General features: G+C 72.9%; 16 protein-coding genes. 10 read left to right on the forward strand and 6 right to left on the reverse strand.

What is annotated here, in order from left to right:
• Positions 1–304 precede the first annotated feature (304 nt).
• From NMK34_RS29070 to NMK34_RS29100, 7 genes are read left to right on the forward strand one after another with little or no spacing between them, the layout of a single operon-like run.
• Positions 305–619: a hypothetical protein gene (locus NMK34_RS29070; protein WP_013288976.1), complete on the forward strand. Its 315-nt coding sequence runs from the start codon at positions 305–307 to the stop codon at positions 617–619.
• 14 nt (positions 620–633) lie between these two features.
• Positions 634–996, forward strand: a complete 363-nt coding sequence (locus tag NMK34_RS29075; protein ID WP_013288977.1) for a hypothetical protein — start codon at positions 634–636, stop codon at positions 994–996.
• Positions 997–1,045: 49 nt separating this feature from the next.
• The gene (locus NMK34_RS29080) at positions 1,046–4,414 is read left to right on the forward strand and encodes an ATP-binding protein (protein WP_318335996.1); all 3,369 of its coding nucleotides are present in this window, start codon (positions 1,046–1,048) and stop codon (positions 4,412–4,414) included.
• A gap of 1 nt (position 4,415) precedes the next feature.
• Entirely contained in the window at positions 4,416–6,359 is a 1,944-nt protein-coding gene (locus NMK34_RS29085) for an MFS transporter (RefSeq protein WP_318335997.1), read from the forward strand.
• Positions 6,356–6,916: a hypothetical protein gene (locus NMK34_RS29090; RefSeq protein WP_318335998.1), complete on the forward strand. Its 561-nt coding sequence runs from the start codon at positions 6,356–6,358 to the stop codon at positions 6,914–6,916. The genes NMK34_RS29085 and NMK34_RS29090 overlap by 4 nt, the downstream gene beginning before the upstream one ends.
• On the forward strand, positions 6,913–8,088 hold the full coding sequence (locus NMK34_RS29095; protein WP_318335999.1) for a M23 family metallopeptidase: 1,176 nt from the start codon (positions 6,913–6,915) through the stop codon (positions 8,086–8,088). The genes NMK34_RS29090 and NMK34_RS29095 overlap by 4 nt, the downstream gene beginning before the upstream one ends.
• A 10-nt stretch (positions 8,089–8,098) precedes the next feature.
• Entirely contained in the window at positions 8,099–8,698 is a 600-nt protein-coding gene (locus NMK34_RS29100; RefSeq protein WP_047892064.1) for a hypothetical protein, read from the forward strand.
• A 7-nt stretch (positions 8,699–8,705) separates the two neighbouring features.
• On the opposite strand, the gene NMK34_RS29105 is transcribed toward NMK34_RS29100, so the two are convergent.
• A complete protein-coding gene (locus NMK34_RS29105; RefSeq protein WP_318336451.1) occupies positions 8,706–9,263 on the reverse strand; it encodes a hypothetical protein in 558 nt (185 codons plus the stop codon).
• Positions 9,264–9,476: 213 nt separating this feature from the next.
• Here NMK34_RS29105 and NMK34_RS29110 point away from each other — a divergent pair, with 213 nt between their 5' ends.
• Positions 9,477–12,059, forward strand: coding sequence for an FtsK/SpoIIIE domain-containing protein (locus NMK34_RS29110; RefSeq protein ID WP_318336452.1), 2,583 nt, complete (start codon positions 9,477–9,479; stop codon positions 12,057–12,059).
• The gene (locus tag NMK34_RS29115; protein WP_318336000.1) at positions 12,056–12,757 is read left to right on the forward strand and encodes a hypothetical protein; all 702 of its coding nucleotides are present in this window, start codon (positions 12,056–12,058) and stop codon (positions 12,755–12,757) included. Before NMK34_RS29110 ends, NMK34_RS29115 begins: the two co-directional genes overlap by 4 nt.
• 52 nt (positions 12,758–12,809) lie before the next feature.
• On the opposite strand, the gene folE is transcribed toward NMK34_RS29115, so the two are convergent.
• The 4 genes from folE to NMK34_RS29135 form a co-directional block, all read right to left on the reverse strand.
• Complete coding sequence (folE, locus tag NMK34_RS29120) at positions 12,810–13,427, reverse strand: GTP cyclohydrolase I FolE (protein ID WP_013288986.1); 618 nt, start codon at positions 13,425–13,427, stop codon at positions 12,810–12,812.
• An 86-nt stretch (positions 13,428–13,513) separates the two neighbouring features.
• Positions 13,514–15,526 (reverse strand): ATP-dependent zinc metalloprotease FtsH, encoded by a 2,013-nt coding sequence (ftsH, locus tag NMK34_RS29125; protein ID WP_135242355.1) that lies wholly within the window; start codon positions 15,524–15,526, stop codon positions 13,514–13,516.
• Between the two features lie 378 nt (positions 15,527–15,904).
• Positions 15,905–16,480: a hypoxanthine phosphoribosyltransferase gene (hpt, locus tag NMK34_RS29130; protein ID WP_013288988.1), complete on the reverse strand. Its 576-nt coding sequence runs from the start codon at positions 16,478–16,480 to the stop codon at positions 15,905–15,907.
• Between the two features lie 99 nt (positions 16,481–16,579).
• Entirely contained in the window at positions 16,580–16,717 is a 138-nt protein-coding gene (locus tag NMK34_RS29135; protein WP_167796943.1) for a hypothetical protein, read from the reverse strand.
• 150 nt (positions 16,718–16,867) lie between these two features.
• Between NMK34_RS29135 and NMK34_RS29140 the strand changes: the two genes are divergently transcribed.
• Positions 16,868–17,827: a GlxA family transcriptional regulator gene (locus NMK34_RS29140; RefSeq protein WP_318336001.1), complete on the forward strand. Its 960-nt coding sequence runs from the start codon at positions 16,868–16,870 to the stop codon at positions 17,825–17,827.
• Between the two features lie 236 nt (positions 17,828–18,063).
• Here the strand turns inward: NMK34_RS29140 and tilS are convergent, their stop codons facing one another.
• Complete coding sequence (tilS, locus tag NMK34_RS29145) at positions 18,064–18,993, reverse strand: tRNA lysidine(34) synthetase TilS (RefSeq protein WP_318336453.1); 930 nt, start codon at positions 18,991–18,993, stop codon at positions 18,064–18,066.
• Positions 18,994–18,996 lie beyond the last annotated feature (3 nt).

Below are 18,996 nucleotides of genomic sequence, written 5' to 3' on the forward strand. Positions count from 1 at the left end.
ACGCGGCACCCCTGACGTGCGCATTGGAACAGGTGTACGATCGGTCATCCGGGCCGTCGGAGGTCGACTCTTCACGGCTTGTCGCAAAGGTGGCCGGGCCGTACGCTTTGGAATTGCCCAGCATCGAGATGGCGAAGCCTGGAGGGAGGGCCGAAGCGGGAAGAATCCCCCCAAAACTCACCACTCTGCGTGGTGGGTGACGGACTCAGCGTTGACGGCGCTGTCTCTGACGAGCACCATCCCGCCAGGCTTGCCTACTTGCACCAACGCGGCGCCGCCGGCCGCGACCTTGGGGAGGTTTCCAGTGATCGCCATCGAGCTCATGGCAACGGCGTCCAGTGCCGTGGACCACGCGCTCCACACCCTGGCGTCGACTCCACTCGCCGAGCCGGCCCCGAAGGGCATCGACACCGACAACGTCGTCACCTTCTTCGCCAGCAAGATCGCGCCGATCCTGCTCGCGGTCCTCGGGGTGATCTTCATCGGCCGGGCCAGCCGGGGTGAGATCTCCAAGGTGCTGACCAGCTCGGCCATCGCCATCATCGGCCTGGCCTTCATCGCCGGCGCGGCAACACTCTTCTTCGTCGGCGACTACCTGATCAACCTGATCTTCGAGTAGGGCACTGGGCGACGATGCGGCTGCGCACCGACGACGACATCTACCGGGCACGCCTCGTCTACCTGGGGCCGCCCGGGTACACCCTTCCCGTCCACCTGCCGTACGCCCAGTACGGCCTGTTCATGCTGCTCGTACCCCTCTACATGTTCATCCACTGGTTGTTCACGCTCCAGGTCGAGCTGTTCCCCGCCTGGGAGATCTCGCTGGCGATCGTGACGACCTCGTTCATCTTCCGGTACGTCGACCCGGACCGGCCCGCGCGCATGGTGATCCGGACCGCGCTGACCGACTGGCGACGCACCCGGGAACCGGCCACCGAGCAGCGGGATCCGCGGCTCGTCGCGAGCCGGATCAGGATCCGGGAGGAACTGGCATGACCGGGCGTACGACAACCGTGCAGACGAACGACGCGGGTGAGGCGGTCGCATGAGTCGCTCTTCCACGCCGGGTTCCCCGGCCGGGCGCCCGGCCGGGCCCAACGGTAACCGTGCGCGATCGTTCGACTACCCGCCGGACGAGGATCTGGACGAGGTCGTCCTCGACAGCGCGCTCGTCACCAGCCCCGGGCACAGCCGCGTCGGCGTGTTCCAGCCGCCGCGACCGATGACCCCGCGCGAGCCGGTACGCCCCGACGGCGACATCGACTCCCCGTTCCTCGACCTGTTCGGCGGCGCGCAGCCCCGGCGGCGGCCCGCCGCGTCCACACCGCTCCCTCCGGTCGAGCCGGTGGTGGCGCCGCCACGTCGTGGCGTCGGCCGGGAGCCCCTGCCGATCCCGCACCAGCCCGCCGTGCCGGTCGAGCCGGCGCCCCGGGCCGAACCGGAACCGCCGGTCCGCGAGCAGACCCCTGGGGTACGCGCGGTCGGACACCCCCGGCCCGAGCCCGCGCCGCTGCCGGTCGAGCCCTCCCTGCCCGACCCGCCCGCCGCGCTCGCACCGCCACCGCCACCGCCGTCCCGGAGCCGGGTGCCGCAGCAGGCCGGTGACCGGCTGCCGGCGCTCCGCCCCCCGGCCGAGCCCGAGCCGGCGCTCCCGCCTCCCCCGCCGATCCCCGCGCCCGCGCCCGCCGACCACCGGGAACCGCATGTCAGTCCGGCGGAGCCGATCGCGACCGGCGCGGCACCGTCGCGTGATGTCGGCCGTCCGGCGCACCGCGAGGTGACACCGCCCCGGCAACGCACGCCGGAACGCCGCAACCGGCCGACGAAGCCGGTCCGGGTCCGCGCCCCGAAGATCAAGTTCGGTGACCGGGATCCGTCGGTCGAGCTGGCCATCACCGAGATCGCCGGCCACCTCACCTTCACCCCGAACACCGTCACCGCCTGGTACTGGCTGCCCGAGGTGCGATGGGCGTTCCGGCCGGACGCCGAACGCGAGGCGCTGCTCTCGGCGATCTCCGAGCAGTACGCCGGACTCGCCGGGTTCCGGCTGCACCTGCGCCGCACCACCCGGCCCTTCCCGGCCGACGAGTGGGCCCGCACCATCGACGCGCACACCGCCGCCCCGCTGCCCGACGTACCGGGCACCACCGGCTGGGCCGATCACCTGGTCGCCGCCCAGCGGCACCTGATGGCGGTCAACCACGCCGAGGGCCAGACCTACCTCGGTGTCACCTTCGCCCGCCGGTCGCTCGGCGACTCGCTCACCGAACGACTCCTGCGCACGTTCGGCCGGGGCACCGCCGACGGCGAGCGGCGCCGGCTGAGCCGTACCGTCGAGCAGTTCGACGAGGTCCTCGGCGCGTTCGGCATGCGCGGGCGCCGGGTCACCGCACCCGAACTGGAATGGCTGCTCTACCGCTCGGTGGCACTGTGCATGGCGCCACCCGGCGTCCTGTCCCCGATCACCGACGGCCGGTGGGAACGCGGCGACCTGCTGGCCCTCACCGAGCAGGTCGAGCGCTACCGCACCCCGTACGGCTCGACGGTGAAGCTGGTCAACCGGATGACCGGCGAGGAACGCCACGTCGCCGTGCTCGCGGTCGGCCGGATGGAGCCGCTGGAGATCCCCGAGCGGCACGAGCCCTGGCTGCACTTCCACGAGCGGCTCCCGTGGCCGATGGAGCTGTCCACCCGGGTCGACATCCTCGGCCCCAACGACTCCTTCCGGAACCTCGAACACCGGCTCCGGATGATCCGCTCCCAGCAGCTCGACTACGCCGAGCACGGCATCGACGCACCGCCCGAACTGGAACGACTGGCCAAGCGCGCGCTGGTGATCGGCGACGAGATGACCACCGGCCTGCCCGTCGACTCGGCCCGGGCACACGGCTGGCACCGGATCGCGGTCGGTGGCCGTACCCGGGAGGAGTGCCTGGAACGGGCCCGGCGGCTCATCCAGCTCTACTCCCGCGAACTGCGGATCTCGCTCCAGCACCCGAAGAACCAGGACTGGCTGGCCCGCGAGTTCATCCCCGGCGAGCCGATCGCCAACACCGGCTACGTCCGGCGGATGCCGGTCAACCTGCTCGCCGCCGCGCTGCCGCAGGCCGCGTCCACAGTCGGTGACCGGCGCGGCGACCTGATCGGGCGTACCGCCGGCACCTGCCGCCGGCCGGTCTTCCTCGACCTGCACTTCCCGATGGAGGTACGCGAACGCTCCGGCCTCGCCGTCTTCGTCGCCGAGCCCGGCGGTGGCAAGTCGACGCTGCTCGGCGCGCTCGGCTACCTGGCCGCGCGGCGCGGCGTGCAGGTGACGCTGCTCGACCCGTCCGGCCCGCTGGCCCGGCTCTGCGCCATGCCCGAGCTGGCGCCGTACTCGCGGGTGCTCAACCTGACCGGCTCGGAGCAGGGCACGCTGGCGCCGTACGCGCTGATCCCGACGCCGCTGCGCAGCGAGTTCGGCGCCGGCCCGGCGGGCGACCGCGAGTTCGAGATCGCCGTGTCGAACGCCCGCGCCGAGCGCCGGATGCTGGTGCAGGACATCTGCATGATGCTGGTGCCGCCGCAGGTGGCCCGGGAGGCGTCCACCGCCACGCTGTTCCGGCACGCCGTACGCCAGGTGCCCGCCGAGGAGACCTCCACGCTCGACGACGTGGTGACCTGCCTGCAGGGGCTCGACGACGACGCCGGTCGCGAACTGGCACACCTGCTGCTCGACACCGCCGAGATGCCGCTGGCCATGCTCTTCTTCGGCCGGCCGCCCGAGGGCCTGCTCGGCGCCGACGCCGCGCTCACCGTCATCACCATGGCCGGTCTGCGACTCCCCGACCTCAAGATCGAGCGGGAGTACTGGTCGGCCGAGGAGGCGCTCGCGCTGCCGATGCTGCACACCGCGCACCGGCTCGCCGTCCGCCGCTGCTACGGCGGGTCGATGTCCTCCCGGAAGCTGGTCGGCCTCGACGAGGCGCACTTCATGGAGGGCTGGCGGTCCGGGCGCTCGTTCCTGGTCCGGCTCGCCCGCGACTCCCGCAAGTGGAACCTCGCCGCGCTCGTCGCGTCGCAGAACCCGAAGGACATCCTCGGGCTCGACGTGCAGAACCTCGTCTCCACCGTCTTCGTCGGCCGGATCGCCGAGGACAGCGAGATCGCCTCCGAGGCGCTGCGCCTGCTGCGGGTGCCTGTCGACGACGGTTACGAGGCCACACTCGCCTCGCTCTCCCAGGCGGACAGCGGATCGGCCAACCGGCTCGGCTTCCGCGAGTTCGTCATGCGCGACGTCGACGGGCGCGTGCAGAAGGTCCGGGTCGACGTGTCGTACGTCGACGGGCTGCTGGAGCACCTGGACACCACCCCCGCCGCGGTCGCCCAGGCCGCCGGGATACTGCCGACCGTCCTGGCTGATCTGGAGGCGTGACATGGCGAGGGCCCGGGCACGGATCGCGGCGCTCCTCCTCGCGCTCGGCGTACTCGCCGGGGCCACGATCTCCTGGCCGGTGATCGGGGCGGCCACACCCGCGTACGCCGCCGCGCCAGTCGCCCAGGCGCGCGCCGAGCTGTGCAGCACCAAGGAGTGGCAGGCCGACTTCCGGTCCTGCGTCGGCAAGCTCAAGGCGGTCAGCGAGGACCAGGTCGAGTGCCGCAACGCGCCGGTGCCCGCCGCACCGGACTCGGGCCTGGCCGGCTGGTTCGCGTCCCGGCCCGACTCGGCGAAGGAGCCCGGCCCGAAGGGCCTCTACAGCGACTACGGGTACGCCGGATACAGCTACAACACGTACGACGTGGACGGCGGCTGTGCCTCCTCGGTACTGCATCCGGACTACCGCTTCACCACGATGGTCGCCAACGGCGAGTTCATGTTCGCCAACGCGGTGATCGGCGCCTCGAACGCGCTGCGCGAGCGCGCCTGGGACCCGCGCACGATGTGGAGCTGGGCCGACCCGCTGGTGGAGCAGGCCACGAAGGCCGTCTACCAGAAGGTGTTCAGCGTCTTCGGCATCATCACCGTCTGTGTGGTCGGCCTCTACCTGCTCTGGCGGTCCCGCCAGTCGGACATGAGCAACGCGATGACCACTGCGGGCTGGGCGCTGCTGGTGATGGTGGCGGTGACCGCGCTGGCAGCGTGGCCGGTCAAGTCCGCGAACATCGCCGACAACACGCTGATCAGCACGCTGGGCGTGGTGCACGACGCGGTCGGCCCCTCCTCCAAGACCGTCCCGCCGGACAAGTGCGCGCTGCCGAACCCGAGTGCCTGTGTCGACAAGCGGCCACCCGCCGTGCGTGCCAGCGACACGGCGACCGAGACGATGCTCTACCGGAACTGGCTGCGCGGTGTGCTCGGTTCGGCGGACAGCGAGACCGCGAAGAAGTACGGCCAAGCGCTCTACGACGCGAAGTCGCTCACCTGGGACGAGGCGGCGTCGATCCGGTCCAACCCGGCCACCCGCGACGTGGTCATCAAGGCCAAGCAGCAGCAGTGGGCCAAGGTCGCCGAGCAGATCAAGACCGAGGACCCGGAGGCGTACGAGTACCTCCAGGGCACCCGGGACATGGACCGGATCGGCGCCGGGTTCATCGCGGTGCTTGCCTCGGTGTTGTTCGCCATGTTCGACCTCACCGCGTCGCTGCTGGTGCTGCTCGGCTTCCTGATCTTCCGCTGGGCGGTGATCGCCGCGCCGATCCTCGGCACTGTCGGCCTGATGCGCCCGGCCAGCGCCGGCCTCCGGCGGCTGGCGAACGCGGTGGTCGCCGCCGTCTTCAACATCGCCATCTTCGGCACCGGCGCGGCCATCTACCTCTTCGCCGTCGACCTGATCATGAACACCGCCACGCTGCCCGGCTGGCTCCAGGTGGTCCTGGTCTGGCTCTGCGGTGTGGTCGGCTGGTTGCTGCTGCGGCCGTACCGCCGGATCACCCAGCTCGGCGGCAAGGACAGCAGCGAGGCGGTCAGCTCGGCCGGCTCCTGGCACCGCCGGTTCTTCCGGGACATGCGGATCGCCGCACGGCTGGACGTGGCCGAGCCCGGCGGCACCAACGAACCGGCGATCGGCAAGCGCCGCACCGCCACGGCCGACCAGCGCAGCCTCCGGCCGGAGGCCCGGCACGAGGATCCGGCGCACAGCGCCACACCCGCCGAGCGGGAACGACCGGACGGGCGGGAACGGCCGGAGGAGGCGCCCGCGAGCGGACGACCCGGTGAGCGTCCCGGCGGCACTCCCCGCCCCCGGCGCGCACAGTCGACCTGGACCGAGCCGGACGTGCCGGAGGAGGCGCCCTCCTACGCCGTCTACCGGCCGGACTCGGCGGGCCGCGGCACCGCACCGGCCCGGCCGGCGCCGCGCATCCGCTCCGAGGCCCGGTGAGTCCGGTGCGACGCGCGCTGGAATTCCTCTTCACCCGGATCCTCCGGTCCCGGATCGGGGTCGCCCTCATGATCGCCGTGCTGGTCTTCGGGGTGATCGGCGCGGCCCGCCTCGTCGCCGGCCCCGGCGATCCGGGCCTCGGCCTGACCAGCCGCCCCACCCAGCCGATCAGCACCGCGGACCCGGAGGCCGGTGACGACGGCGTACTCGCCAGCCCGCCGACTGCGGTCGCCCCGAAGACCCGGCCGGGCGAGGACACGCCGGAGCAGGTCGCCGGTCGCTTCACCACCGCGTGGCTGAGCGGCCCGGGCAGCAGCGGCGACGCGTGGCAGGCCCGCCTGCGGCCGCTCTCCACACCGGCGCTGGCCGAGAAGATGACTGACGCCGACCCGGAGACCGTGCCCGCACGGAGGACCACAGGCACCCCGGCGCTCCGGCCCCGAACCGAGTCCTTCGTGGAGGCGGTGGTTCCGCTGGACAACGGCACGCTCCGGCTCGAACTCGTCGCACCGGGCGGACCCTGGCTGGTGGACGCGATCGACTGGGAGCGGTCGTGACCGCCGGCCCGGCCGTCGCCGGACAGGTCCGCCGGAAGCTGCGCCTGGGCGTGGTCGCCACCGCCGTCACGAGCGTGCTCGCCCTGCTCTGCTGCGTCGGCGGGGCCGGCGCCTTCCTCCTCACCGAACTCGGCGGCGACGAGGACGACCCGAAGCTCGCGGCCCTGAACTGCGACCCCACCTACCAGGTGAACCTAACCGGCGACATGCCGCGCTTCGCCGAGTACGGCGAGCGTCAGCTGCGCAACGCCGCGGTCATCATCAAGGTCGGCCAGGACATGAAGCTTCCCGCCCGCGGCTGGGTGATCGCGCTGGCCACCGCGATGCAGGAATCAGCGTTGCGCAACCTCGCCAACAGCACGGTGCCGGCGTCGCTCGCGCTGCCGCACGAGGGGGTCGGCGCCGACCACGACTCGCTGGGCCTGTTCCAGCAGCGGCCCGGGTGGGGCAGCGTCGAGCAGCGGATGACGCCCTCGTACGCGGCCCGCAAGTTCTACCAGAAGATGGAAAAGGTGCCGAACTGGCAGCAGCGCCCGCTCACTGTGGTCGCCCAGAAGGTCCAGGTCAGCGCCTACCCCGACGCCTACGCCAAGCACGAGGAACTGGCCGGAGCCATCGTCGACGCGCTGGCCGGCGGCGCCGCCCGGACCGTGGAGATCGCCGGCAAGGCGGTGTGCGACGCCGCGGCCGGAGACCGGATCGCCGCCTCCGGCTGGACCGCGCCGCTGCCCGGCGGTGTGGTCTCCGGTTTCCGCACCACGGCCCGCCCCAGCCACCACGGCGTGGACCTGGCCGCCTCGAAGGGCACGCCGATCCACGCCGCCTCGGCGGGCCGGGTGCTGGTGGCCCGCTGCGACCCCGACCGCTCCGGGCGGCGGGACTGCGACCGGGACGGCTGGCCGAACAAGGGCGGCTGCGGATGGTTCGTGGACATCCTGCACGCCGGCGGATTCATCACCCGCTACTGCCACATGGTCGAACGACCTCGCGTGGTGCCGGGTCAGGCGGTCGAGGCGGGCGAGGTCATCGGGATCTCCGGCAGCAGCGGCAACTCGTCCGGCCCGCACCTCCACTTCGAGGTGCACAAGAACGGCGACCGGTCCAGCAACGGGGCGGAGAACCCGGTGCCCTTCATGCGCAAGCGGGGCGCGCCCCTCGGCGAGACCGGGTGAGGCCGGGCTGATGAGCAACCCCTTGCCCGACCCGTTCGCCGACCGGCCCGACTGGGCGCCGCTGCCGCCCCGGCCGGTGGAGACAGTGCCCGCCACCGGCGGCACCGAGCTGCGCGGCCGCCGCGTGCTGGTCGGCCTGCCCGGCCTCGGCTGGCGTGGCGACCTGCGGGCCGACGAGCGGGTGGTGCAGGGCAGCCGCACCTACGTACCGGTGATCCCGGAACACGAGTGGTACCGGGCCGAGGCCGAGCAGGTGGAGGTGTTCGCGCCGCTGGTACCTGTGGAACGGGTCTGGGTGGAGACCATCGGCGAGCGGCGGCCGGCTGCCGGGGCGAGCGCCCCGGGTCTCCGGCTGGTCTCGCTGGACGTGCCGGAACGCCGGCCACCCACGCCGGTGTTCGAGGCCGACGCGGTGACCGGGCGGCGCGTGGTGCACGTGGACAACGGTGTGGAACGGCGCGACCTGCGAGCCGTCACCGAGACCTACTCCGGCGCGGACGGCGACATCTGCGTGCGGGTGGCCCCGGAACTGGAGTGGTACCGATGGGCATGGCGCGGCCAGGCGCCGACCACGTTGGAGGTGCCGGTGCACCTGCTCTGGCTGGAGTAGCCGGGAGTCAGTCGGCGCGCTGCGCCGAGCAGACGCCCCAGCCGTCGTCGCGTCTCGTCTCGAAACGCCACCTCTGCCGCTCACTCTGCGTGATGCCCTCGACGGAGGCGGAGATGATGAGGTCGACCTCGACCACCGCGACCTCGCCGGACTCCTGAACGGCCAGCGGGCCCCAGCTCACCGAGATCGTCGTGTTGAAGCGCTGTTCCCGGGATACGAGGTCGTCGCGAAGCGCTCGCAGTCCATCCAGGCTGGCCCCCCTTGCGCAGATGAACTCTTCCGCCTTTGTGTCATTTCGGTCATCCAGAAATGTCTGAATGTAGTTGGCCACCACGACGTCGGGGGCGCTTCGGTCCGGGGCGGTCGCGCGGTCGTACAGCACGAACCCGACCACACCGCCCACGGTGCAGAGCACCGCCAGCACCCCCGCGACGACAGCGAGCACTGTGCGCACCGGACGCTTGGGGCGTACCGGGGCGGGAGCGGGCGCGAGGGGCGCCAACTGCTCCGGCGGGGTCCGCTGCGCCGGTACTCGGGACACCTGGGAACCGGCGGGGGGCTGCACTGATTCCACCTCCTGAGGCTATCGGCTGCGCCGCGCGTACCCAATGCCTGGAACCGGCGGATCGTGGCGAACCGCCGGGCGGACGCCGACCGGCGGCGGGGTGAGGCTGCTCACCGCCGACCAGCTCACCGCGCCGACCGACATCCCGGTGGACGGCCGCCGCCTGGGTTACCGTCACACCTCGGGGAGGACATGTCGGCCTCGGAAAGAGAGGTGGACGCGGTGGCGACTCCGAAGGCGCGCGCCGGCCGGGCCGCCGCGCTGCACCGCCGGGCCGAGGCCGCCGCGACGGCGGCGGCGGGCATCCTCGACGAGATCCGGCCCGCGCCGGCCGACCACCACCGGCAGTACGAGCTGGCCGAGCGCCTGCGGGCGGCGGCCGACGTGGCGGCGCCCGGCTGGGCAGGCGGCCCGCTGGAATCGCTGAGCGCGACGACGCCTCCCGGTGACGGCCTGCCGCCGCTGGTCCGGGTGGGTGTCGCCGCGCCGCTCGACGACGCCCGTTTCCCCGCGCTGGTGCCGCTGCTCGGCAGCGGCCACCTGAGCCTCGACGCCGACGCCTCGGACGCCCGGGTGGCCGGGCTGCTCCGCGCGCTGCTGCTGCGCGTGTTCGCCGCCACGCCGGCAGGGGCGCTGCTGGCCCGCGCGGTGGACGGCGGTTCCGGTGACACCTTCGCCGGGTACGCGCCGCTCGCCGACGCCGGCCTGCTGCCCCCGCCCGCCACCGACCTCGCCGGGATGCGTGCGGTGCTGGCCGAGGCGGAGCAGTGGGTCGCGGCCGGGACGGCCCGGCAGCGCGGGCACGACCGGACGCTGCTGCTCCTGGTCGCCGCGCTGCCCGACGGTACGACCACCGCCGACCTGGACCGGCTCATCGGACTGGCCGAGGGCGGGCCGCGCGCCGGGCTGCATCTGGTGCTCGCCGGCTGGCCGGACGGCAGCCCGCTGCCACGCGCCACAGCGGTCACTGTTCGCACCGCGTACGCGCTGCTCGGTGACCCGCCCGGCGCCGGCTTCAGCAGTCCGGGCGCAGAGCCGCCGGGCGGCTTGAACTCGCCCGTGTTTCTCGACGAGGATCCGCCCGCCGACCTGGTCGCAGCTGTCTGCGCGCGGTTGGCCCGGCAGATCGAGGACGGCTCCCGTCTCTCCCTGCGTGACCTGCTGCCTGCCGAGGGCTTCTGGACGGCCGGCTCGGCCGACGGACTGAGCACCACTGTGGGTGACGCGGCCGGGCGGCCGGTCGGCCTGGGCTTCACCGAGCTGACCCCGCACTGGCTGGTCAGCGGCCGGGGTCAGGCGGGCCGGTCGGCGTTCCTGACCGACGCGTTGTTCGGCCTCGCCGCCCGGTACGGCCCAGACGAGCTGGCGCTCTACCTGGCCGACCTGGCCGACGGAGAGTCGTTCGTGGAGTTCCTCCAGACCGAGCGGGACCGCTCCTGGGTGCCGCAGGTGCGTGCCGCCGGAATGGCCGCCGACCGGGAGTACGTGGCCGACCTGTTCGGTGAGCTGGAGGCGGAGCTGCGCCGGCGCGAGGAGGCGTCCCGGCGGGCCGGTGGGCAGCGCTACGCCGAGCTGCGGGAGCACCAGCCACTCCCCCGGATCGTCTGCGTGGTCGACAACTTCCCGCTGGCGCTGCGCGAGCGGGACCGGCTCGCCGCCGACCTGCTGGCCCGGCTGGACGCGCTCGCCCGCGCCGGCCGGTCGTACGGGATCCACCTGGTGCTGGCCGGCGAGGGTGACCTGGGTATCGGCGGTCCACGTGACCCGCTGCTCGGCCGGTTCCCGGTGCGGGTGGCGCTGCCCGGCGGCTCGGCGGTGCTGGAACCGGCGAACGACTCGGCGGCCGGGCTGCCGGTGGGCAGCGCGGTGGTGAACACCGCGGGTGGCCTGGGCGGTCCGCGCGGCGCGACCCGGGGGCACGAGCGGATGATCCGCTTCCCGGATCCGTACGAGGATCCCGAGGTCCTGACCGACCTGCGGCGACGGCTCTGGGAGGCGCGGGGCGAGTCGGCGACGCCGCCTGTGGTCTTCGCCGGGTACGCCCGCCCGCTGCTCGCCAACGACCCGCGGCACCGGGCCGCGCTCGCCGGGCGGACCCACGCGCCCGCCGCGCTGCTGGGCCGGGCGGTGGACGTGCGGCGGTCCACGGTGACGGTGCCGCTGGGGCCGGGTGCGGGGCGGAACCTGGCCGTCCTGGGCCGCGACGAGGAGGCCGAGCGCCTGCTGGTGACTGCGGTACGCAGCGCGGCGGCGGCGCATCCGGGCTCGGCCCGGTTCGTGCTGGCGCCGCTGGCGAACGGGTCTGCCGAGCCGGCCGGGGTGCTCGCCGCCGAGCTGGCCGGACGGCACCGGGTGGAGACCGTCGACGCGGCCGGGCTGCGGACCGCTATGGAGTCGGACGAGCCGGGTTATCTCGTCGTGTTCGGGCTGGACGTGCCGGACGCCACCGAGCTGCCGCCGGACCTGCTGCGGACGCTGCTGCTGGAGGGCCCGCCGGCCGGTCGGCACCTGCTCGGCTGGTGGCGGACACCGGCGCCGCTGGCCGGACTGCTCGGTCCGGAGGGCGAGGTGGACAAGCTCACCGCCGTGGCGGTCACCGACGTGCCGGGCGGCCGGCTGGAGCAGCTCTTCGACCGTCCGGTCTGGTGGCGGCCCCGCCCGGGTCGCGCGGTGCTCTGGGACGGCCCGGACGAGCAGGGCACGGTCTTCGTGCCGTTCGGCACGGCCGAAGTGGCGACCGCGCGGGTCGAGCCGGACCCGCGGGCGGCGGAGCGCACCAGGGAGGGGGCCGCATGAGCGAGACCGGCACGACCGTACCGGGGCCCCGCGCGGGTGGGCCGACCACAGTGGCGGACCCCGCCGAGTCGGCCTGGGCGGAGTACGTCGCCGCCGCGCGGGCGCTCGACGGCGTACGCCGGGCGGCGGCCACCGCCGCCGGGGAGCAGGCGCGGTCGGTGGCCGCGGCCCGCGAGGAGCTGACAGCGGTACGGGAACGACTGGCGCCGCAGCAGTCCCGGCTGCGTGAGCTGGGCGTACCGGCGATGTCGCTGGTTCCGACGCCGCCGGAGGTGACCGAGTCGGCCCGGTCGATGGCGGGCGGGCCGTCGGCGGTGCTGGCGGCGCTGCGCGCGGCCGGGGACTGGGCGGACGCGGCGGACGACACGTTGAGCGCGCGCGGCCTGCCGCGGCTCGCCCGGTGGCCGGCCCGGCCCCGCAACCTTCTGGTGTACGGGCCGCTGGCGCTCGTGGTGCCGCTGCTCCAGTTGCTGTTGTACGCGATCGCCGGCCCGGGGCCGGTGACGGTGCTGGCGCTGCTCGTGGGGCTGCCGCTGCCGGCTGTCGCGTTCATGCTGGGCTGGCTCGCGGTGGGACGCGTCTTCCGCCCGCGGCCCACCGACCGGGTGGACCGGACGCCCCGCTTCGGCGCCCTGGTCTGCCTGGTCCCGGCGGTGCTCACCGCCGCCGGTCTGTTGCTCGCCATGCTGTCCGACTGACGACGGCCGCGCCTCCCTGGCGGGAGTACGCGGCCGTCGGTGCCGGTCGAGGTCAGCGGGCCATGATCAGTGCCATCGCCTCGGCCCGCGACTTCGCGTCGTTCTGCAGTCCGCCGCGCACGGCGGACGTGATGGTCTTCGCGCCCGACTTCTGGATGCCGCGCATCGCCATGCACATGTGCTCGCACTCCAGCACCACGATCACGCCGCGCGGGGCGAGGCTGGACATCAGCAGGTCGGCGATCTGCGAGGTGAGCCGCTCCTGCACCTGCGGCCGGCGGGCGAACACCTCGACCAGCCGGGCAAGCTTCGACAGGCCGGTGATCCGGCCGTCCGGGCCGGGGATGTAGCCGATGTGCGCGCTGCCCCGGAACGGCAGCAGATGGTGCTCGCAGAGGCTCATCACGTCGATGTCCCGGACGAGCACCAGCTCCTCGTGGTTGGCCTCGAACGTGGTGCGGAGCACCTGGGCCGGATCGACGCGCAGGCCGGCGAAGAGTTCGGCGTACGCGCGGGCCACCCGGGCCGGCGTCTGCTGAAGGCCGTCGCGGTCCGGGTCCTCACCGACCGCGATGAGGATCTCGCGGACCGCCTTCTCGATCCGGGCGAGGTCGACGCTGTCCTCCACCGGGCCGCCGGTGAGCTTGCCGCTGATCAGGCGTGCGGCCACGTAGTCGAGCGCGTCGTCCCCGTCGGGCTCGGTCGCGGAGACGGCCGACTCCCTGTGGTGGGAGCCGGCCGTCGTCGGATCGCTGTTCAGTGCGTACCGTCCGAGTTGTTGCTGGAACCACCGATCGAGGCGGCGGCGTCGGCGCGGGCCTGCGCGGCCAGCGCCTCCTTCTCGGCCGGGGTGAGCACCGGCGGCTCGGTGGAGGGCTGACGCTTGCCGAAGCCGTGGTACGGCGCCATCGGCGGGCGCTTGACCACGCGCGCGCAGATCCGGGCCATATCGGCGGTGGAGAGGGTCTCCTTCTCCATCAGCTCCAGGACCATGTTGTCCAGGACGTCCCGGTATTCCACCAGGATCTCCCAGGCCTCGTCGTGGGCCAGCTCGATCAGCGCACGCATCTCGCCGTCGATCTCGGCCGCCACCGCGTCGGAGTAGTCCCGCTCGTGGCCCATGTTGCGGCCGAGGAACGGCTCGTCGCCGCTGGTGCCGTACTTGATCGCACCGAGCTTGGAGCTCATGCCGTACTGCGTGATCATCGCGCGGGCCAGCTGCGTGGCCTTCTCGATGTCGTTGCCGGCGCCGGTGGTCGGCTCGTGGAAGACCAGTTCCTCGGCCGCCCGGCCACCCAGCGCGTACGCCAGGGTGTCGATCATCTCGGCCCGGGTCTGGGTGTACTTGTCCTCCGTGGGGAGCACGAGCGTGTGACCCAGCGAGCGACCCCGGGACAGGATGGTCACCTTGTGCACCGGCGCGGCGTGCGGCAGCGCCCAGGCGACAAGCGCGTGCCCACCCTCGTGGTACGCGGTGATCTTCTTCTCCTGGTCGCTCATCACCCGGGTCCGGCGCTGCGGGCCGGCGATCACCCGGTCGATCGACTCCTCCAGGGAGTCGTTGGTGATCGCCCGCTGCTCCTTACGAGCGGTGAGCAGCGCAGCCTCGTTGATCACGTTGGCCAGGTCGGCGCCGCTGAAGCCCGGGGTACGCCGGGCGACCGCGTCGAGGTCGACGTCGGGCGTGAACGGCTTGCCCTTGGCGTGCACCCGCAGGATGGCCTTGCGGCCCTCCATGTCGGGGGCGTCCACCGGGATCTGCCGATCGAACCGGCCCGGGCGCAGCAGCGCCGGGTCGAGGATGTCCGGCCGGTTGGTGGCGGCGATCAGGATGACCCCGCCCTTGGTGTCGAAGCCGTCCATCTCGACAAGCAGCTGGTTGAGCGTCTGCTCCCGCTCGTCGTGACCGCCACCCATGCCGGCGCCACGGTGGCGGCCGACAGCGTCGATCTCGTCGACGAAGACGATCGCCGGGGCGTTCGACTTGGCCTGCTCGAACAGGTCGCGGACGCGGCTGGCGCCGACACCGACGAACATCTCGACGAAGTCGGAGCCGGAGATGGAGTAGAAGGGCACCCCGGCCTCGCCGGCGACCGCGCGGGCCAGCAGCGTCTTACCGGTACCGGGCGGGCCGAACAGCAGCACGCCCTTCGGGATCTTGGCGCCCAGGGCCTGGTACTTAGCCGGGTTCTGCAGGAAGTCCTTGATCTCGTGCAGTTCCTCGACGGCCTCGTCCGCACCCGCGACATCAGCGAAGGTGGTCTTCGGCGTGTCCTTGGTGATCATCTTCGCCTTGGACTTGCCGAAGTTGAGCACCCGGGAGCCGCCGCCCTGCATCTGCGACATGAAGAACAGCAGCAGAAGCACGAGCAGCGCGATGGGAAGCAGGTTGACCAGCAGGCTGACCCAGATGCTGTCCGACGACACCTTGGTGTCGACCGGGCCGGTGATGCGGTCCGCCGCCTCGGCCTCGCGTACCTGGTTCCAGACCTGGCCGCCGACCTCGTACGGGAACTGCGCCTCGATCTTGTCAGTGGTGGTGTCGCCGTCGAACTTGGCCTTGTCCTTCAGGTCGAGCTGGAGCGTCTGCTCCTTGTCCTGGAAGACGACCTTCTCGATGCCACCCTTGTTGAGCTGGTCGAGCGCGACGGACGTGTCCACCCGGTGGTAGCTGGGACCAGCGGTGAACAGTTGACTGAGCACAACGGCGCCGAGGATGACCAGGATGATCCAGACCACCGGTCGGCGGAAGAAACGCGTACGTTCCATGCTGTAGTCGGGTGCCGAGGCGCCCGCATCCTCCTGATCGACGTCCTGACCGTCTGAATGGTGTCGCCGCCTTGAGCGGCGGCCGGGGCCGCCGTGCGGGCCGGCCCGACCCCCGGGGCACGCAAACTGCCGCACCACGGTCATTCGACGGTACACCGTACGCGCGACGAGTGAGCTTGCGAGCCCGGCACTTACGCGTAGGGCGAACCCGGGTTTGAGCCGGCGTGGCGGGGAGCTCCCACCCGGCCCGCCCACACCGCACGGTCACGCGGTTCGAGGGGCCGGGCGTGGAGGGTGCCTCCACGTCACCGGCTCCTACCGTAGACCGGAAGACTGAGAGCCCGCTGAATGTCAGCTGACGAAGGGCTCGGCAAAGCCTCAGGCCCGCGCGTACACCTCGGGCTTGAGCACCCCGACGTAGGGCACCTCGCGGTACCGCTCGCCGAAGTCGAGCCCGTAGCCCACGACGAACTCGGTGGGGATGTCGAACCCGACGTACTTGACCGGGACCTGCACCTTGACCGCGTCCGGCTTGCGGAACAGCGCGACCACCTCGACGCTCGCCGCGGAGCGCGACTCCAGGTAGCGCAGCAGCCAGGACAGCGTCAGACCGGAGTCGACGATGTCCTCGACGACCACCACGTGGCGGCCGGCGATGTCCCGGTCCAGGTCCTTGAGGATGCGGACCACGCCGGACGAGGTGGTGCCCTGGCCGTAGGACGAGACGGCCATGAACTCCAGCTCGGCGGGCGGGCCCTGGCGGCCCAGCGCGCGGGCGAAGTCGGCCATGAACATGACCGCTCCCTTGAGCACACACACGAGCAGCAGGCCGTCCTCGACGTGGGCGTAGTCCGCCGAGACCTGCTTGGCCAGCTCCGCGGTCTTGTCGCGGATCTGCGCCTCCGAGATGATCACGTGGTCGATGTCGGCGTCGTACCAGGAGCCGTCAGCCATGCTCCTAGCCTGCCGTACGCCCCCGCGCCGCCGTCGGCGGGGCCGCCCCTTTTGGCGCGGTCCCGCCGGGGATTTTCGGCGCGAACTGAATAAATCACCTCAGCAGGTACGGGAGCGCCAGCGCTGCCCGTCGTCGCTCGGCTTCCAGTCGGCCGAGTCGCGGGTGTCGGCGGTGAACCCGAGGGCGCTGGCGCCGACGAGGAGGAGCAGGAAGAGCAGAAGCAGCAGAACGGTCATGGCGGCGCTCGCTTTCGCATGGTTGAGACTGTTTTCGCCGCCGATGCGCACCGGACACCATTGATTCTGCGAGCCACCGACCGATCCGGACAGTGGCAGGAATGTCATCGGGCATCGATTTCCTGCCACATGTCGGGTTACCCTCGTCACATGCTCCGCTCGGTCGCCGTCATCGCCATGGACCAGGTCGCCGCGTTCGAACTCGGCGTGCTCGCCGAGGTCTTCGGCACCGACCGCACCGCCGACGACTTCCCCGGATACCGGTTCGACGTCTGCACCGCCGACGGCGGCGCGGTCCGCAGCCGCTCCGGGTTCCTGCTCACCCCCACCGCCGGCCTGGGCGCGGTCGAGGACGCCGACCTGGTGGCGGTGCCCGCGCACGCCGACGGCACCCCGGTACCCGAGCCGGTGCTCGCCGCGCTGCGCCGCGCCGCCGAGCGAGGCGCCTGGCTGCTCAGCGTCTGCGCCGGCGCGTTCGTCCTTGGCGAGGCGGGTGTGCTCGACGGGCGCGACTGCACCACTCACTGGCGGTACACCGACGAACTCCAGCGGCGCTTCCCGGCCGCCCGGGTCCAGTGCGACTCGCTCTACGTGCAGGACGACCGGCTGCTCACCAGCGCCGGCACCGCCGCCGGCATCGACGCCTGCCTGCATCTGGTACGCCAGGAGCACGGCTCCGCGGTGGCGACCCGGCTGGCCCGCCGGATGGTGGTGCCGCCGCACCGCGACGGCGGCCAGTCGCAGTACGTCGAGGCGCCGATCCCCAAGGCGCCGGAGGCACCCACGCTGGAACCGGTGCTGGAGTGGCTGATGGGACACCTGCGTCGGCAGGTGACAGTGGACGAGCTGGCGGCACGCGCCGGGATGGCGCCGCGCACGTTCGCCCGCCGGTTCCGCGCCGAGACCGGCACCACCCCGCACGACTGGGTGACCAACCAGCGGGTGCTGCTGGCCCGGCACCTGCTGGAGGACACCTCGCTGAGCGTGGAGGGCGTGGCCGAGCAGGCCGGCTTCGGCGACGCTGCGGCGCTGCGGCACCACTTCACCCGCCGGGTGGGCACCACCCCGCTGGCCTACCGCACGACTTTCCGAGACCGCCAGACCACCTGACACCCCCACCCCACCCCCACCCCCGCCCCGCCCGGGTCTGCCCCGTCGATCATGAAGTTGACCGCACTTTCCGCCCGTTTTCTCCCCGTCAACCTCATGATCGACGCCGTCGGTCGCACCCCTGGAGCGGTGATCAGGGAGTTTGCGGGCTCGAGAGGGGCGGATCGGGACCAAAAGTCCTTGATCAACGGGGCGGGGATGAGTGGGCAGGGCGAGGCGGAGGGCGGCCGCGCGGGTCAGGGCAGGAGGTGGCCTGTGTGGCGGCGGACCTGATGGTTGCCGGGTAGGTGCACCGGGCCCTGTCCGTGCCACGCCGTGACCAGGGCGTCCAGCGCCGCCACGTGACTGTGGGACAGCGCGGCCGGCGTCGCGCCCAGCTCGCGGGCCCAGGCGTGCAGCACCCGGGTACGGACGGCGGCCGGCAACTCGGCGAGCCCGGCGACACAGAGCCCGCCGTCAGCGGTGCGGACGTCGGCGAGCGCGGCGTCGGCGAGCGCGTCGAGCGCGGCGTTGTCGGCGGCGAGCAGGTGAGCGGTACGGGCCAGGTTCGCCACCACCCCCGGCCCCAGCGCGTCGACGAGTGCGGGCAACGCGTCGACCCGGACCCGGGCGCGGGCGTACGCCGGATCGGCGTTGTGCGGGTCCGCCCACGGGTCGAGCCCGAGCGCGGCGCAGGCGGCCCGGGTGTCGGCGCGCGTGACGTCGAGCAGCGGGCGCAACAGGGGCACCCCGTCGACGTCGCGCCGCTCCGGCATCCCGGACAGCCCGCGCGGTCCGGCGCCCCGGGCCAGCGCCAGCAGGACGGTCTCGGCCTGGTCGTCGCGCGTGTGCCCGAGCAGCACCCCGGCTGCGTCGTAGCGGCGGGCGGCGGCGATCAGCGCCTCGTACCGGGCCTCGCGGGCGGCCGCCTCGGGTCCGCCGGGCCGGCCGTCCACACGTACCGGAAGCACCTCGACCGGGTCGAGCCCGGCGGCGCGGGCCCAGCCGGCGACCGCCTCGGCCCGTTCCGCGGATCCGGGTTGCAGGCCGTGGTCGACTGTCACCAGGCCGGCCGGGCGCCCGAGCCGGGGGGCCACGAACGCGGTGGCGGCGGCGAGCGCGAGCGAGTCGGCACCGCCGGAGCAGGCCACCAGCACCGGGCCGCCGCCGGGCAGGCCGGTCAGCATCCG

Origin of the sequence: Micromonospora sp. BRA006-A (genome assembly GCF_033433935.1) — a bacterium.
Classification (GTDB): Bacteria; Actinomycetota; Actinomycetes; order Mycobacteriales; family Micromonosporaceae; genus Micromonospora; species Micromonospora aurantiaca.

Bases quoted from the DNA above. Each gene is read 5' to 3' on its own strand.
- NMK34_RS29075 (WP_013288977.1), top strand. From the start codon at position 634: ATGCGGCTGCGCACCGACGACGACATCTACCGGGCACGCCTCGTCTAC.
- NMK34_RS29080 (WP_318335996.1), top strand. From the start codon at position 1,046: ATGAGTCGCTCTTCCACGCCGGGTTCCCCGGCCGGGCGCCCGGCCGGG.
- NMK34_RS29085 (WP_318335997.1), top strand. From the start codon at position 4,416: ATGGCGAGGGCCCGGGCACGGATCGCGGCGCTCCTCCTCGCGCTCGGC.
- NMK34_RS29100 (WP_047892064.1), top strand. From the start codon at position 8,099: ATGAGCAACCCCTTGCCCGACCCGTTCGCCGACCGGCCCGACTGGGCG.
- NMK34_RS29115 (WP_318336000.1), top strand. From the start codon at position 12,056: ATGAGCGAGACCGGCACGACCGTACCGGGGCCCCGCGCGGGTGGGCCG.
- ftsH (WP_135242355.1), bottom strand. From the start codon at position 15,526: ATGGAACGTACGCGTTTCTTCCGCCGACCGGTGGTCTGGATCATCCTG.
- hpt (WP_013288988.1), bottom strand. From the start codon at position 16,480: ATGGCTGACGGCTCCTGGTACGACGCCGACATCGACCACGTGATCATC.
- NMK34_RS29135 (WP_167796943.1), bottom strand. From the start codon at position 16,717: ATGACCGTTCTGCTGCTTCTGCTCTTCCTGCTCCTCCTCGTCGGCGCC.
- NMK34_RS29140 (WP_318336001.1), top strand. From the start codon at position 16,868: ATGCTCCGCTCGGTCGCCGTCATCGCCATGGACCAGGTCGCCGCGTTC.
- tilS (WP_318336453.1), bottom strand. From the start codon at position 18,993: ATGCTGACCGGCCTGCCCGGCGGCGGCCCGGTGCTGGTGGCCTGCTCC.